Raw genomic sequence first — 15,833 nt, 5'->3', positions numbered from 1 at the left:
AGGAAAGATGTCCATCCGGCTTGTTTGCCTAAACTTACCTGAATGCAAAAGAACCTTCAAATAGATTATTTGAATGATAAGTGAAAAGAGCAGAGCCCAGATACTTCACTTTATAACACTTACCTTGACAGCTTTGCGCCTATCGCTTCGGCAACTTGCTTCCAATAAGAATCGGAGTGAGGTACAAACGACTGCTTATCTGCCCGTTTTCTAACGCATTCCTTTTCTCCAGCTTCGTTTATCTGAAACCCTTCCACTTCAATAAAGTTGACTTGGCCGAAGCAAAAAGACTGAAAAAGGCCAAAAGGCGCTCGAACGAGGCCCGATACTTCTTCCTGCTGAAGCGCATATTCCACTCCTTCTTCGATTTGATGCATATATACATGCCTAAATTCCCGATCAATGAACCCTTCCAGCTTGATCGATTCTTTTATGATACCAAGCGGCTGTACCTGGTGAATTGTTAAGTCGAGACCTAGTTCCTCGTTTACTTCTCGAATACCATCTTCAGCTGTTTCATCCTTCAGCAGATGTCCTGCCGCAGTAATGTCGAGCAGGCTCGGAAAATCCTTTTTCATGCTGCTTCGAATTTGAAAGTAAATGTACACGGTGTTTTCTTCTTTTTTCAACAGCCAACATTGAAATGTTTCATGCCAGTATCCTTCTTTATGAATCTCTTCCCGGCTCGCCGTGCCGATTTCATGATGCTCTCCATCAAATATTCGCAGTCGTTCACTTTCCATGTCTGTCCGTTCCTCCCGGTTTTTAAAAGGTGGCTTCATCTAACCCCTATTCTTTTTAAAATCAGCCTCAATATCTTCATCATAAGAAACAAGCCCCGATTACAGCAGACAGGCCGTTCCATCCTCGGCTGTTTCTTCCTTTGTTCTGCCCTTCATTAAATTAATTTTCATTTGAGCTGGATTGGGGTATAATTGATATGTAAAGAAACATATTAAAAAAAGACCACTGGTGCGGCAAACACCAGCGGCCTTGCGCAGAATTCCCTTCAAGGGGGATCAGCAAATGAAAGTGAAAGGTAATCCACTCCCCTGCTTGTCGGCTCAAGGGTGGATTACTTTTTTTGTGTTAATGAGATGATTGAAACAACGAGACTAGCGAAAGCAATCATCAGCATCAGCGATTGAAAAGTCGTCATAGGCAGCACCCCCCGGGCCTGCGCAGGGCAGGTAGTGCAGACATTGCCCCAGGAATCGGCGCTCTTTGTCTGCCAGCCGATTAAAAGAATGCTGTCCACCCTTGAGACGCAATTCCAACGCACTTTTATTATAGCATAGAGCTGGTAAATATAGATAACGAAAACGGAACATTAGTTCTTTTTTAGTAGATTTTTCTATTCTTCAAGTATTTCAGACTTCCAAACCTCCCTGCTGTCTCTGTCTCTTTTTCTTTTTTCTATTTTGTTTCACAGCCGTTACAATGTCATTTCAATTCGGTTAAAAGGGTTGAAAATTCGGTTAAGCGGCCCAAAAGAAGGTACTAAAAAGATAAAGATACCACTGAAGGAGGCAGCATAATGAAACGTTCATTTATTAAAGCGGCAGCACCAGCTCTTGCGGTCGGTCTTGCTTTCTCCGCTCAAGCCGCAACAGCCAGTGCTTCTGTTCCTACACATACTGAAACACAATCGTTAAAAACCGTCCAAAGTCATATTACAGTCATAGATAAAAAGCTCGAAGATATTCACGCGGATTTGGCAAAAGAACGAGTGATTTCAGAAGAAACCCGTGTCCGCTCACTCAGCCGGTTGAATTCCCTTCTTTACCAAACGAATACCGCTTCACAAAAAGTAGATGCGTTGGCCCAGCAGCTTGGCGGCGATACTATCCAGACGACTGATGCAGAGACAAAGCTGAATACTGCCGCTGCACGTATTCTTGAAGTGCGTGACGCCTTGTTTATTCCGGACAGAGATGACCCGGCTAACACAGAAGATGTACCCGAAGGCGTTATGGATGGAAACTAAGAGAGGTGCACAGGAGCTCCTTTTCCTGTTGAAAGGAAAAGAGCTCTTTTTCTTTTTCTAACCGACAAATTCAGCATGCAAAGCAGCGGCATACAGATATGATTTACCGCCAGACTCGTTTTTTCCCCTGTTTCATACAAGTCGATTCCAAAAAATTCGTTGCACGACTCATCGGAAAACAAAAAACAACATGCGGGGAGTCCGGATGTACTACGGAACCTGCTGCTTTTCCGTTACTTAACCGAAAAGAATGCTTGAACCCCTGGGCTGTGACTTCCCGACCAAAAACATCTGCTGTCCCATTCAGATACTTTACTTTTTGAGCGGTTCTTCCTGCCAGCTCAACGCCAATTACTGGTACTTGCCGCCCCAAGCAGATTATACTCTCCTGGTTTTCCATCAAATCCACTGTTGCTGCTACAGAAACAGCTTCAAAATCCGTTAGCTAAATGCATATAAGCTCTTTCCGCTTTCTTATCATAAGTAATTTGCTCTCTCACCCTTTATCCCCTGTCATTTAAGGCTGAAGGCCAAAATATTTCTCATGAACGCCGAAAAAAACAGCCTGCTGCCATGCTCTTTACTTTTTCACTTTACCCTGTCTTCGGTAAATAAAAAGCAAAAAAGACGGTTTTAGCCGTCTTTTATTTGCGGATTTCCGCTGATTCAAGCTGTTCACTAATCGATGTTTCCGCTGCCTGGACCGTATTTTGTTTTTCAATATAACGGCTATATTTATCATTCCATTTTTTTACGGCCCATACGGCCACAACAGCCGTCAGAATGGCCAATCCTGTTAATGCCGGCCAGAACAAGGGTGAAACGATCCCTCCTTCATAGGCAAGACCAATTGGAGAAAAAACGATATAAAATTCAAACATCAGTCCGATCAGTACGAAAGCCGTTGCCAGGGCATATTTCCATGGTTTCATATCGATCTTTGGATGGGGTGTGTAGCTCCATGCTTTTTTCGCCGGGTATAGCTTTCCGATAACAAGCATGATGATAAGTTCTGTTATAAATAAAATACCATACACATGAATATAATTGATTTCGAGCGAAAAACCAAAAAGGTGGTTTGTTCCCCAAATCATCATATAGTAAGTAATCACGTGGAAAACAATGACCACTTTAGCAGCAACGGGCGGTACACGTCTGGCAAAAATGCCAATAAGAACGATCGTGATAATCGGAATGTTAAAAAAACCGGTAAAGCGGCGAATCAATTCCCATAAACCGTCTGGTGCATACATAAGCAAAGGGGATATGCAAAAACTGATAACCGCAAGCCCTGCTGTAAACCATTTGCTTAAGCTGAGAAGCTTGGCATCCGATAAATGAGGCTTCCACGGGTGAACAACATCAAGGGCAAACATCGTTGCAGCTGAATTGATCAGCGCATTAAAAGTGCTGAATACCGCGCCAAGCAGTACAACTAAAAAAAGTCCCTGCAAGTACCATGGGAGAATATTGGCCGCCAGTGTCGGATAAGCCAGGTCAATAGAGGCCAGCTTTCCGCCATATAAGTGAAAAGCCATAACGCCTGGAAGCATCATAAACACTGGGACAAGCAGTTTAAAAAAGCCGGTATACAGTACGCCTTTTTGTCCTTCTGCCAAGTTTCGGGCTCCAAGTGTCCGCTGAATGGCATACTGGTTCGTTCCCCAATAAAAAAGATTTGCCCAAATCATCCCTGTAAAAATGGTCGCAAAAGGAACTGAATCGGTACTTGATCCAACTGCATTTAATTTTTCGGGATGGTTTGTGGCCATCGTTTGAAAACCTTCTGCAATGCTGCCGCTTCCTAGTTGATACAGCGCCATGATTGGAATAAGCGCACAAATGACGAGCAAGCCAATGCCAATAAAAGTATCCGACACAGCGATCGCCTTCATTCCGCCAAAAATGGCAAAAAACGCGCCAATGATGCCGATCACCCACACCATCAGCCAAATGGACTGTGTATAAGAAATGCCAAATAAGCTTTCTACATCAAATAGCTTCATAACCCCTAATGCCCCTGAATATAAGGTCGATGGAATGGTAACGAAGACATAGCCGAGCATAAATAACACAACCGTAAGCCGCCGGACTCCTTCGTCATACCGATCCCGCAGAAATTGCGGAAGTGTCGTAAACGCGCCGCCTAAATAGCGGGGCAGCAGAATCAACGCCATGATAACGATCGCCAAAACGGCGGTGACTTCCCACGCCATGTTGCTCATATTCGTCCCATACGCCTGTCCATTTAATCCGACCATTTGCTCGGCAGATAAATTTGTGAGGATCAAAGCCCCGGCAATAAAGCCGCCGCCCAAACCGCGCCCGGCTAAAAAATACCCTTCTGTTGTGGAATTAGCCCCTTTTGTTTTTTTGTACGTCCAGATGCCGAGCAGCACAATGATGACCGCACTCGACAACAACGTAAACCAGATATTTTGACTGCCCATCCTATCGCTCCTTCCATCCCCTTTGTCTTTTTTTTCATTAAAAGAAGCGATCCACTATGTATAGTCGCTGAATGCAGGGCGTATGCCCAGTAAGTATGCCATCCTCATACCCATGCTTCGATAGAATAAACCCCTTTTCCTTCCTTTTTTGGCCTCGATTTAATAGATGAACATCCGGATAATGGCTGTTTAAGCTAAATGATATTTTTCGAGCATTTATTTTAGTACGATCTTTACTTATACTCCAGCGGACAATTTCCGTATTTCCCCCATAACATCGGAAATCGTCGACGTAATTGATCCTCTTCTTCTTCCCAATCCAGTTCAATATCAGGCTGTTCCTGGATCCCTTCGCCTAAGCGTTCTTGCAGGCGGTAGAAATGTTCATCTTCCAAGCCTGTTTTTTCCTCAAACGCATAGACAGCCAGAAACAATAAGTCTTCAAGTTCAGGCATCTCTCCCTGTTTCTCGGTGTTTTCTAAAGATGGAATGATCGTTTCTGGTTCTTTAATAGCCGCATAATAAATGTCTTTCCCTTGATATAAAAGCCAGGCTCTAAAATAATCAAATAAGTCATCTGAGCATCCCCCCATCACAATATACGCAGCGGCCCATAGGTCAGAAGTATAAGATTGATTATATACTTCGTTAAAGATTTCTTCGAACCGAACAAGGTCTATTACAGATTTACGGGAAAGTACTGTTACAAGCCATTCCATTTGCTCCTCGATATCTTCGCCTTTTGTTTTTGCTTTTTGAAACAAAGTCCACATTTCTTCTTCATTCATTGCACTTTTTTTAAACCATTCCTCAGGCGCTTCTTTTTCTACATATCCTTTTTTTAATTTTGAACGGATCTGCTTACCGGCTTCTTTTTGACAGTCCTCCTCCGACTTAAACTCCTTTATTTTCATTTGGCCGGCAGTACCAATTTTCCCCCATGTAACGACAAATGAAGTGCCCGTTACGTCTATTTCCCAAAATTTGTTCGCTGATTCAGTTTGACAGACAAGCAATGTCCTCATTTGACTCTCCTTTTTCTGATAAACTTTGTTCTTATTATATAATGTCTTTACGAAATCTTTTCATGGGAGGTGTGTTGAATGTTTGATGAAAAATACCGAAAGCTGTTTGGCCGCCTGCCCTTGGAGAAGCCGCTTTTTTACAATACATCAGTTGCTCTTCGTTTTGAGCTTGGAGAGCCGGGACATTTTAAAGAATCGGGTTACATGGAGCGGGTATATAAAAGGGCCTTTACATTATTTGAGGAGATATTTCATCCGGACGACAAAGTATAGGTAATTGTCTATCGGTATCACTCTGGACACAGTCAAAAGCGCACATCAATTTTCCGCCATTACATAAAAAAGCCGCATTGGTCGATCATTGAAGGAGGGTTATGGCACAAAGAAGATGGTATGAGAACTGACCGATTTATCGGTGCTGGGCAGGTTCGTGATATACATCATTGGCAATTAATTCGGGCCCTTTCCCATATTGATATGGGCTTAAAGCTCATTGTAAAAGAAGTGTACTTTTTTATTCATCCGATAAAAGGAATCATTTACCACATATACGATGATCGGGGGCTCGATATCTCTGCTGCTTCTGCTGAATCACTTCGTTCTCTTTACGAAGGATATGGGGAATGGCTTCTCCATTACGACCGGGAAACAATGGATCGGCGGCTGTTTAAGTAAAAAGCCGATCCTGTTTTTTACTATTGAATCACTTTTTTCAATCCGTTCACTGACTCTTTCGACATTGTTCCATATCCTTCATCTTCCTGCTCACCAATTATTTCTGCCGTGCCCTTTTCATGCAGCCAAATTCTATAAGTTTGCAGCCGCTCCGGCATGCCAGCTTCCTCTTCAAAAAACAATACAACTTTTACATCTTCCGTTCTCGCCATCGATACTTGGGTGCCCGGCTCCCACTTTACCTGCTTGAATACCTTCTCTAATGCCATAACCTCTTCTTTTCTTGCAATTGTTACCGTCTCTTCAACAAGCTGATTTTCTTCAAAACGTTCTACGTCAATTCTTGTTAAATCTGACTCTTCACTGCAGCCCGCAATTAAGGTCATCATTCCAACAGCCATCAGCCTGGCTATTTTTTCCCTCATTTTTTCTCCTCCTTTTTATCAGCGAAACAGCGTTAGAAAAAGGCGAAATTAAAAAAGGATCTTCCATATCTTGATCGATTGTTTTGCGCTTTTCTTCATCCTGCTCACTTTCTTTCTGTTATTTTTCCCCATTATATAGTAAGAAGAGCTTACAGCGGGTTGATTTTATAAAAAAAGCCAGACAGATGTTACCATTTGTCTGGCTTTTACCTTATTCAATCACATAGAGCTTTTGCTCGCCTCTGCCAAACGAGCCATCGCCGCTTTTTGTTTGCTGCTAATATTCTATTCTTTGGCTGAACCCATGAAATAGTTACAGAATTGTTTTCCAGCTTGTGAATCTTAAAGAAGATCATTCAGTCTTGTGATAAACTGATTGAAAAGGAGGCACTAGCATGATTGATCAATGTAAAAAAAAGCAAAAAGCAGAGCTGGAGCGGCATACGTGAAAACATCATTTGGCCTTTCTGCCTTGCTGTCGCAAGGATTGTTTCTCGCATTCCTTCCTGTTTGGTTTATGCTTTTTTCGTATCTTCACCCTGTGGTCATTGTTGTTGTATGGGCGACGCTGACCGCGCTTGTTTTCTTACTTGTGTACGGCTTTCGCCAGGATACAATTGATATACCGGCAAAGTTTTTAAAACGGATAATGGCCCTTTACACAGCGGCGCTGCTCATTCTGCTGTTTTTTCGGCCATCAAATCAGACTTATGAGAATATGAATCTTATACCATTTCACACAATCCGCCTTTTTTTAAGCGGAGAGGCAGATACATTTGTGGCCTTTTACAATATTGCCGCAAATGTCGTGCTGTTCGTACCATACGGCATGTTTTGGATGCTGACAGCGTCCCCTTCCCTTCTGCAAAAAACGCTTGTACCCGTTCTGGTTATTACCTTGATCGAATTGGTGCAGTTTGTTACCCACCGGGGCAGCTTGGATATAGATGACCTGATCTTAAATATCGCCGGCGTGTTCCTTGGATATGCGTTGTATCCGTTGGGCCGGCGTGTTTTGCGTGTGATCCGCTAGTACTTCTAGAAACATAAAAATCCGGCAGACCTTCACACAGGCCTGCCGGATTTTTATTTTTTACTTTTACTTATTCAGCTATAGGAAGCTTATTCACATAAGTACTGTACACGTAGCCTGTCTGGGACGGGTTATCCGACACGATCTCCGTCCACTCTCCATCTTTAATAATGGTAACCGGCATGCCGCTCGCTTTGTATGTGTACAAGATGCTTTGACTTGTACTTGGACCCGTACGCACGTTTAAGCCCGGCGTGTTCGTGAAACCAATCGTATAGCGGCCAAAGTCTTGCCCGCTCATTGCCTGGTCAACCGTATACATATGGCCGGCAAATTTTGCACCCCAGTAAGGATCGGATGCGTACTTCACGTTTACGCCTGTTGTTTTGTTTCCAGGCACGGAGCCATTAAACCGCCAGTGAGTCGGTGTGAAATATCCTGCTCCTAAGTAATCTTTTGCAAGCGCCGTTACACCTTCTTCTACGGTTTTAAACACAGAGCCGCCAGTAGGATCGGAGTCGTACACTTTCAAGCCGAATAAATTATTGATCGTTTGTGCTTTATCACTCATTCCGTAATCACTTTCATGAATCGCCAGTGTAACGATCATAAGTGCGTTGACGTTATATAGGCTTTCTGCTTTTTTGGCCATCGTACCGAGGCCAATCAGCTTACTTTTCGTTGTGGCATTTGCGTATTTAGAAAAGCCCATCGCCTGTCTTTCCGCCAGCACTTTTTGAATATAGGCATCAAGCTCGGCAGCGGTGTAATTCGTTTTCGTGCGGCCGGACAGGAACTGGAAATATTGATATTCACGCCCTGCCTGCTGACCTGCTTCATTGTAAAATGAGAAACCATCCCAGCTATAATACTTTGAGCCTGCCTGCATAAATGATGGTGCGGGTCCAGCTGTATACGCGACTGTCTTGTTTGTGTCAACATTATAAATGTGATGGACAAGCAAACCATTTGATACAGAATAATAACCGCGCCCTTTTGCGCCTTCGTACGGTACAAGGCGTGTATCTTCCGGCTTCATAAAATACTCGCTTCCGCCAAGGTATACCTTTACGTATGCATCGGTCGAAGTAATATACTGCAGCTCGGTCGAAATGCCGCTGCTTCCAATCGCAGAGGCTGTCACATACGTTTTGGCCGTTTTCAGCGTTTCATCGGCATAAAGATCAACCGTCGCTTTACCGCTTTCCGGCTTGGCAAAAACCATGCCTCCATACTCTTTCATATACATAATTTTCCCATTTTCAAGCAGAAGCTCAGCCCCGTTTTTGTCCATGGCTTGTTTGGCAGCATCAAAGGATTCATACGCAACAGCTGAAGCTGTAATCGTGCCAGCTGCATCAATCATCGCTGTTTCAAACGGCTTTACAATCGGCTCTGGCAGGTTTCCTTCAAGCATCCGGTAAATAAACGCTGCTGCTTGTCCGCGGCGCGCGTTATCCAGCGGACCAAATCGTCCATCTGTATACCCAGAAATGATACCTAAGCTGACACTTTTGCCGATTGCCACTCGATACGCCGAGCTGATATTGTTAATATCTGTAAATGATGACTTTACATACGCGGCATCTTTCCCTAAATAGTTGAGCGCATTGCTGATCATAAGCGCCATATCCTGGCGGGTAATCGTTGCTTTTGGCGAGAAATTTCCGTCTGAGCCGCCGTTAATGATGCCGGCAGCAGCCGCCGCATTTACATAAGGAGCCAGCTTGGCTGAAGCCGGGACATCTTTAAATCGCTCTGGTCCTTCCGGCAGCTGCAAGGCACGAGCTAAAAACGTCGCAAATTCTTCCCGCGTAACGCTGTTGTCTGGCTTATACGAGCCATCCTCATAGCCGCTCATAATACCGGCTTCAATAACGGCACTCAGTTCTCTGCCAAGCGAATCGCCGGCCGCCTCTACATTATTTTCGGATAAAGGCACAAGCGGAAACAATAAGCTGGCCGCCAGCACATATGAACCTACTTTTTTCATTCTCTCCAAAACTCCCCTCACTGCTTATCTTGTATGTACGTTTACAGCTCATAGCTGCTCTTTTTCTCAAATCATTCCTTTGATACATCATAATGGAAAAAGAACCGCGCTCCTACTCTTTTTTTCGGCTTTCCTTTCTTACTTGTTTAGAAGTCTGCCAAAGAAAAAAGGAAAGCCAGCCGGCTTTCCTTATGAGTTAGCTAGATCGTATAACGAATCAACATCGTAGCCTTTTGCTTTGTAGTAATCCAAAATACCATAGTAGAGGGCTTTAGACATCACTGTCTGCCAGTAATCTGACTTTAGCTTGTCATTCTCCTCTTTATTCGTAATAAACCCTAGTTCCACTAACGCGGATGGCACTGTGTTGTATTTTAATACACCTAAATCTGTTCTTCTTACTAAACCGCGGTCTTTTAAATTCCAAGCCTGCAGCATACGGCTCTGAAGTTTTTCAGCAAGCAGCTTGCTGTCTGCTGAATTAGCCGTATTCGTGGCGCTGTAATAAAGCGTTTCCGTGCCGTTTGCACTTGAACTTGCTGCGGCGTTAGCATGGATACTGACAAACACACTACCGTTGTTTTTGCTCGCAAATGCAGCACGATTATTGATTGTGATAAATGTATCTGTTGAACGGGTCATCTTCACATTGAACGGTGTTTGTTTTAACAGCTCGTTCACTTTCAAGCCTGTTTTCAGCACAACGTCTTTTTCCTGAAGTCCAAAACCAATTGCTCCTGGGTCCCGTCCGCCATGACCCGGATCTAAAATGATCGTTTGATTTGACAGGCGTGGATCACTTGCTGCGCTTTTTGTCTCTGTATCACGCAGATAAAAAACATTAACGAAACCCACAACTTCCCCTGACTGAATATAAATCCAGTCACCCACTTTATGGGCTGATGAAACTTGTACATTTTCAGCTAGTTTTCCTTTTGAACCATAAGCGGTTGACGGGCCTGAGCGAATATTCAAGTCGCCCACATTCGCCCACATTGTCTTGCTAAAATCGTTCGTTTTGACTAGGCGAAATTCTGGATTGATGGCACGCGCAAGGAAAACAGAAAAGTCTGCGCGCTTCAGCAGCTGATCGGCCCCAAATGTGCCGTCATCTACACCTTGAGCAATCCCACGTGCTGTTAATGCTTTGGCTGCGCCTGACAGTGTACCGCCGAACGAATAGTCAAATGCTTTCGCCATCATGACAGCCATTTCGCCGCGCGTTACTGGTTTATCCGGCAAAAAGCGGCCGCCATCATAGCCCGAGAAAATCTTTTTATCTACCGCCGACTGTATATACCCAGACGCAAAATTCCCTGAACCTACATCTACAAAGTTAGTGGCTCTCTTTGTTCCATCCAGCTGCAGAGCCCGTCCAATAAACGCCGCTGCCTCTGCACGTGTAACGGTTTTATCGGCGCCAAATACTGTTGCGGATGATCCGTTTGCAATCTTTCCTTCGGCTAAATAATTAACTTCCTTTGCTGCACGGCTTGGCACATCAACAAACTCAGCTGCTTGAGCAGGCAGCCCGAAACCGGCCATTGATAGAATAAGAGCCAGTACCAAACCAATCATTGCTGCTTGTTTTTTCAAACCTTTTCCTCCAGTTCTCTTTTGTTACAAATTTCATTTCTCTATTGGTTAATTTTACATATTAAATTCTATTTTTCTATCATTTAACTTTAATTGTAATCTAATTGTTATTTTTGATATCCAATAGTCATTATGTCCATATTTCTAAAAAATTACCTATTTACTGGTTAAATGAAGGTATTTTTCGAAGCCTCTTATACTTTCGAACTATTAAGCCGATAATAAAAAGGGAGGTGAGACGTATGGATATCGCTGCTTTATCGACTGGCATAAGCCAGGCTTCCCTTAACCAAAGTGTCAGTATTGCGCTGACGAAAAAAACAATGGATATGGCCCAGCAAAATGCCAGCCAAATGGTGCAAATGCTGCAGGCCCCTCATCCAACGCTCGGAAAATCAATTGACGTAAAAGCGTAACAGAAAAAGCAGCGGATTAATCCGCTGCTTTTTCTGTACGCATAATATAAGATGACAATGGTTTATCGCCTTCATATCCTTCTCCGTTATCGATTACACCAAGCTCTTTCACAGAATAATATAAAATGATGATATATTCCTTTAAGCTAGATGCAAGTACAACCCGTTCCTCATATTCATGATCCACCTCGACGACCTGCCCCTACTGGCCCTTTGTATCTGGATCAAGGTCGATGGCAATAAAGTTGCCGCCCCCATCATGCTGAAAAGAAATTTTGTTGGACAGCATTTCATTATTTTTCACATAACCAGCCGGGATGGATTGAATCGGTACCGTCCTTTTATATTACGGCCCGCAAAGTTGACTTCACGGACAATTTCATCCCAGTTCATCAGCGGGTTTCCGCCAATATGCGCATGTGCTGCGCCTTTTTGTTCAATATCTTCTATCCAATGATCGGCGTCGTTGCCGTTACAGAGCGTATAAAGCATGACGAAGTCTTCAATTAGTTCTTCCTCATAATGGTTAAAAACCGGGAAAATTTGTTTTCTTTCATTTCCCGGAAAAAGCGGTGTGCCCAGTCTGCCAAATGTTCCTCTTAAAAAGCATGGTATTCTTTCCAGAGTTCATCAAATGGCATTGATTTATATGTATAGAGGAGTTTTGTAATGAACAGGCATTTATAATCCTGAATAAATAAATCCATCAAAAAAGACCTCCATATGCTGCTTGGAGGTCCTTTTTCCCTTATTCGCTATTTAAATTCAGTTAAAATAAACTACTAAACAAAATATATTGGTCTCTTAATTTTTCTTCATCGGATTTGTCGGCTGCGTCTCTCGTTACATCGCGTTCACGGGCTAAGATATAGACTCCGTCGTCTTCTGCGGCTAGTTTTGTTAAAACATGCATTGACTGAATATCTGCTGTACCAGGATCAAATTCGTGTAACGAAGCCATTTTTCATTTCCTCCCCTTAATTCAGTTTGATCTATCAGGCAACCTACTGAAAAAATGAAAGAAGCTCGACATTATCCTGACATTTCCTTTTCATACCGGCCCCGCCTGCGCCAAATATACTGACAGCCACTCACGCTATCCCGCCTAAGAACACACATGTCGTGTGTTCTTCTTTTTTACCCAGACAAATCTATTTTCAAACCTTTTTCTATTATTTTTTATAAGATTATATATGTATTGGGCAGAACCTGCTGCCCAGGCTCAGCTCGTTCTTATCCGGTCCTTCCCATCCTTACATCCAGCGCCGTCTTTACGACGTCATAATGATGCCCCTGCAGGCTCTCTAAACACTGCAGCAGGTGAAAAGGCCCCGATCCATTCCATAAATGAAGCGCAAGCCGGCCAAGCTGGACCGCGCCAGCGCTGAGGTCGTAGACCGAATCATCCTCTTCCCATTGAATGATCCAGTCAACCGGCGTTTCATGCGTATCTAATTCAGATACTATATGTTCAAATACCATCGGCACGGCCAGCAAATAGCAGGCAGCCGCATATTCTAAATCGTACTGGGCAAATTCCCATTGAATTTGTGTTAATTTAAAATTGACGGCGTGGTGATCATCCACAAAATACATGTACACCGCTCCTTTTTTTCTTTACTTTTTACGCAGCAGAACATCTTTTCAATATACCCACGCTTTCTTGTATTCATTCCCATCTAAAGGGGAGTGTTTCCAAAAAAAAGCTCCCAAGCCTATTTGTCGTGTTATGATGTAAAAAAGAAGGAGACGTACGATGAACCGTTTAAAGAAGTGGGCACGGCAGTTAAAGCGCCAGTTGTTTATGCTGTATTTCGTATGCCGCGATCCGCGGGTGCCCTGGTATGCAAAACTCTTCACTGCCTGCGTTGTCGCGTATGCATTCAGCCCGATCGATTTAATCCCGGATTTTATTCCCGTTTTAGGTTATATCGATGATATTCTTCTTGTTCCGCTCGGTATTTTTTTCGCATTAAAAATGATCCCAAAGCCGGTGGCAGCAGACTGCGAGGAACAAGCACAAAAGCTGATGAAGGACGGAAAGCCAAAAAACTGGACAGCAAGTGTTTTTGTGCTGCTTATCTGGGCAGCTGTTTTAACCTGGGTGGGACTGTGGATTTGGCGACGGTAAAAAGTCCGTCTTCAGACAATTTTCTCACAATTTCTTCAATTCTCATTGACAAATCTGCCAATCGATAATACGATTGTAAAAAATGAAACGATAAAACGCTTTGATTGGGAGCATTAAGGAATCGTGATTGTCAAGAGAGCTGCCGCTTTGGTGAAAGGCAGTCAATCGCATCCCCAACTCGCCCATGAGCGGCAAAGCTGAAACGGCAGTAAGCTTTGACGGACGCCCCGTAATCAGCCTACAAGCGGGTTTATGCATCTGCATAAACCAATAAGAGTGGTACCACGGAAGGTTAACGCCTGTCGTCTCTTTATTAGAGATGACGGGCGTTTTTTATTGAGCCCGATACAGGAAAGGATGACACAAAATGAAAAATGTAAACAAATACACGCGCAATTACTTTATGCCGCCGACAACAAGCTTAAAATGGACACAAAAAGAGTACATCACCGAAGCTCCAACATGGTGCAGTGTTGATTTGCGTGATGGAAACCAGGCGCTGATCATCCCGATGAACCTGCAGGAAAAACTAGAATATTTCCAAGTGCTGGTGGATGTTGGTTTTAAAGAAATCGAGGTTGGTTTCCCGGCCGCATCCGAAACCGAATATACATTTCTTCGCACATTAATTGAACAAGATTTAATTCCGGATGATGTGACGATTCAAGTGTTAACGCAGTCACGTGAGCATATTATTCAAAAAACATTTGAATCGCTTCGCGGTGCAAAAAGCGCGGTCGTTCACTTGTACAACTCTACTTCCCTTGCACAGCGTGAGCAGGTGTTTAAGCGTTCTAAAGAAGAAATTAAAGAAATTGCAGTAAGCGGCGCAAAGCTGTTGAAAAAATATGCAGCTGAAGTAGAAGGCAACTTTAAGTTCCAGTACTCGCCGGAAAGCTTTACAGGTACGGAAATTGAGTACGCGCTTGATGTGTGCAACAGCGTCCTTGACGTGTGGCAGCCAACCGCTGACAACAAAGTGATTATCAACCTTCCAGCTACTGTTTCTATGTCTATGCCGCACGTGTACGCGAGCCAGATTGAATTCATGAGCGAAAACATGAAGTACCGTGAAAATGTGATTTTATCTCTTCATCCACACAATGACCGCGGCACAGGCGTTGCAGATGCAGAGCTTGGCGTACTCGCAGGCGCGGACCGCGTAGAGGGCACGCTGTTTGGAAACGGTGAACGAACTGGAAATGTAGATATCGTCACGTTGGCGCTTAATATGTATACACATGGTGTAGATCCGAAATTAAATTTGGATAACCTGCCGGCGATCCAGGAAGTGTATGAACGTGTTACACGCATGACGGTTCCAGACCGCCAGCCGTATGCAGGCAAGCTTGTTTTCACCGCTTTCTCAGGTTCACACCAGGATGCGATTGCGAAAGGCATGAAATGGCGTGAGCAGGAAGAACGCGAGCATTGGACCGTTCCGTATTTGCCAGTTGATCCAGAAGATATCGGCCGCGAGTATGAAGGCGAAGTTATCCGCATTAACAGCCAGTCAGGCAAAGGCGGTATCGGCTATCTTCTTGAACAGGCATACGGCTTTGAACTTCCGCCAAAAATGCGTGAAACACTCGGCTATAAAGTGAAAAACGTGTCTGACCGCAGCCAAAAAGAATTGATGACAAACGAAATTCACGACATCTTTATGGAGGAATTTGTGAATGTAAGCGAGCCGGCTAAGCTGATCGATTATACATTTGAAGGAAAAGATACCGTGAATATTACAATTGAGATAAACATGAATGGCCAGTCAAATGAATGGCACGGCAGCGGAAATGGCCGTCTGGACGCTGTGAACAATGCGATCCAAAAAGAGCTTGGCATTTCCTATAAAGATTTAACGTACAAAGAGCATGCCCAGGAAATCGGTTCACAGGCCAATGCCGTTTCTTACGTGAGCATTACGTCCGACAATGGTGCTGTTTACTGGGGCTGCGGCATCGACCCGGATATTATGAACTCATCGATTAAAGCCCTATTCAGTGCTGTAAACAACTTGTTGAAAGTAGAACAAGAACGCTTTGCTGCAACAAAATAATAGTAAAAACCCGTTCCCGAGCCAGGAACGGGTTTTTACGCTTCAA

16 protein-coding genes, 1 pseudogene and 1 other annotated feature are annotated in these 15,833 nt (G+C 43.8%); of the genes and pseudogenes, 6 read left to right on the top strand and 11 right to left on the bottom strand.

Annotated features, from left to right (window positions below; genetic code table 11):
* Window positions 1-119: 119 nt before the first annotated feature.
* Both RIN81_RS06645 and RIN81_RS15795 read right to left on the bottom strand, forming a co-directional pair.
* Window positions 120-743, bottom strand: a complete 624-nt coding sequence (locus RIN81_RS06645; RefSeq protein ID WP_309088575.1) for an NUDIX hydrolase — start codon at window positions 741-743, stop codon at window positions 120-122.
* Between the two features lie 332 nt (window positions 744-1,075).
* The gene (locus RIN81_RS15795) at window positions 1,076-1,159 is read right to left on the bottom strand and encodes a putative holin-like toxin (RefSeq protein WP_375164517.1); all 84 of its coding nucleotides are present in this window, start codon (window positions 1,157-1,159) and stop codon (window positions 1,076-1,078) included.
* Window positions 1,160-1,537: 378 nt separating this feature from the next.
* Between RIN81_RS15795 and RIN81_RS06640 the strand changes: the two genes are divergently transcribed.
* Window positions 1,538-1,987 carry a hypothetical protein gene (locus RIN81_RS06640; protein ID WP_309088573.1) on the top strand — a complete coding sequence of 150 codons (450 nt, stop codon included), beginning with the start codon at window positions 1,538-1,540 and terminating at the stop codon, window positions 1,985-1,987.
* A 644-nt stretch (window positions 1,988-2,631) separates the two neighbouring features.
* Here the strand turns inward: RIN81_RS06640 and RIN81_RS06635 are convergent.
* Window positions 2,632-4,437 carry a solute:sodium symporter family transporter gene (locus tag RIN81_RS06635; protein WP_309088571.1) on the bottom strand — a complete coding sequence of 602 codons (1,806 nt, stop codon included), beginning with the start codon at window positions 4,435-4,437 and terminating at the stop codon, window positions 2,632-2,634.
* Window positions 4,438-4,670: 233 nt separating this feature from the next.
* Window positions 4,671-5,462 (bottom strand): DUF4240 domain-containing protein, encoded by a 792-nt coding sequence (locus RIN81_RS06630; protein WP_309088569.1) that lies wholly within the window; start codon window positions 5,460-5,462, stop codon window positions 4,671-4,673.
* Between the two features lie 78 nt (window positions 5,463-5,540).
* Here RIN81_RS06630 and RIN81_RS15835 point away from each other — a divergent pair.
* Window positions 5,541-6,137 (top strand): annotated as a pseudogene (locus RIN81_RS15835) (DUF3885 domain-containing protein).
* Window positions 6,138-6,157: 20 nt separating this feature from the next.
* On the opposite strand, the gene RIN81_RS06615 reads toward RIN81_RS15835, so the two are convergent.
* Window positions 6,158-6,562 carry a hypothetical protein gene (locus RIN81_RS06615; protein ID WP_309088563.1) on the bottom strand — a complete coding sequence of 135 codons (405 nt, stop codon included), beginning with the start codon at window positions 6,560-6,562 and terminating at the stop codon, window positions 6,158-6,160.
* 445 nt (window positions 6,563-7,007) lie between these two features.
* Between RIN81_RS06615 and RIN81_RS06610 the strand changes: the two genes are divergently transcribed.
* Window positions 7,008-7,595, top strand: a complete 588-nt coding sequence (locus tag RIN81_RS06610; protein ID WP_309088561.1) for a VanZ family protein — start codon at window positions 7,008-7,010, stop codon at window positions 7,593-7,595.
* Between the two features lie 70 nt (window positions 7,596-7,665).
* Here RIN81_RS06610 and RIN81_RS06605 read toward each other — a convergent pair whose 3' ends face one another.
* Both RIN81_RS06605 and RIN81_RS06600 read right to left on the bottom strand, forming a co-directional pair.
* The gene (locus tag RIN81_RS06605; RefSeq protein ID WP_309088559.1) at window positions 7,666-9,588 is read right to left on the bottom strand and encodes an S-layer homology domain-containing protein; all 1,923 of its coding nucleotides are present in this window, start codon (window positions 9,586-9,588) and stop codon (window positions 7,666-7,668) included.
* Between the two features lie 189 nt (window positions 9,589-9,777).
* Entirely contained in the window at window positions 9,778-11,184 is a 1,407-nt protein-coding gene (locus RIN81_RS06600; protein ID WP_309088557.1) for an N-acetylmuramoyl-L-alanine amidase, read from the bottom strand.
* Window positions 11,185-11,426: 242 nt separating this feature from the next.
* On the opposite strand from RIN81_RS06600, the gene RIN81_RS06595 reads away from it, so the two are divergent.
* Window positions 11,427-11,600 (top strand): YjfB family protein, encoded by a 174-nt coding sequence (locus tag RIN81_RS06595; RefSeq protein ID WP_242231688.1) that lies wholly within the window; start codon window positions 11,427-11,429, stop codon window positions 11,598-11,600.
* Between the two features lie 16 nt (window positions 11,601-11,616).
* On the opposite strand, the gene RIN81_RS06590 is transcribed toward RIN81_RS06595, so the two are convergent.
* The 4 genes from RIN81_RS06590 to RIN81_RS06575 all read right to left on the bottom strand — a co-directional run bounded on the left by RIN81_RS06590 (window position 11,617) and on the right by RIN81_RS06575 (window position 13,196).
* Window positions 11,617-11,787: a hypothetical protein gene (locus RIN81_RS06590; RefSeq protein ID WP_309088553.1), complete on the bottom strand. Its 171-nt coding sequence runs from the start codon at window positions 11,785-11,787 to the stop codon at window positions 11,617-11,619.
* Window positions 11,788-11,900: 113 nt separating this feature from the next.
* Complete coding sequence (locus RIN81_RS06585) at window positions 11,901-12,092, bottom strand: hypothetical protein (protein WP_309088552.1); 192 nt, start codon at window positions 12,090-12,092, stop codon at window positions 11,901-11,903.
* A gap of 277 nt (window positions 12,093-12,369) precedes the next feature.
* Window positions 12,370-12,561 (bottom strand): hypothetical protein, encoded by a 192-nt coding sequence (locus RIN81_RS06580; RefSeq protein WP_242231693.1) that lies wholly within the window; start codon window positions 12,559-12,561, stop codon window positions 12,370-12,372.
* Between the two features lie 272 nt (window positions 12,562-12,833).
* Window positions 12,834-13,196, bottom strand: a complete 363-nt coding sequence (locus RIN81_RS06575; protein WP_309088550.1) for a hypothetical protein — start codon at window positions 13,194-13,196, stop codon at window positions 12,834-12,836.
* Window positions 13,197-13,356: 160 nt separating this feature from the next.
* Between RIN81_RS06575 and RIN81_RS06570 the strand changes: the two genes are divergently transcribed.
* Complete coding sequence (locus tag RIN81_RS06570) at window positions 13,357-13,731, top strand: YkvA family protein (RefSeq protein WP_309088548.1); 375 nt, start codon at window positions 13,357-13,359, stop codon at window positions 13,729-13,731.
* 91 nt (window positions 13,732-13,822) lie between these two features.
* Window positions 13,823-14,044, top strand: a binding site (T-box leader).
* Window positions 14,045-14,098: 54 nt separating this feature from the next.
* Entirely contained in the window at window positions 14,099-15,787 is a 1,689-nt protein-coding gene (locus tag RIN81_RS06565; RefSeq protein WP_309088546.1) for a 2-isopropylmalate synthase, read from the top strand.
* The last annotated feature ends 46 nt before the right edge of the window (window positions 15,788-15,833 follow it).

This window comes from Domibacillus sp. (assembly GCF_031181085.1).
Lineage (GTDB): Bacteria > Bacillota > Bacilli > Bacillales > Domibacillaceae > Domibacillus.
The sequence above is the reverse complement of the archived record's forward strand: the minus strand, read 5'-3'. Positions and strand labels throughout refer to the sequence as shown.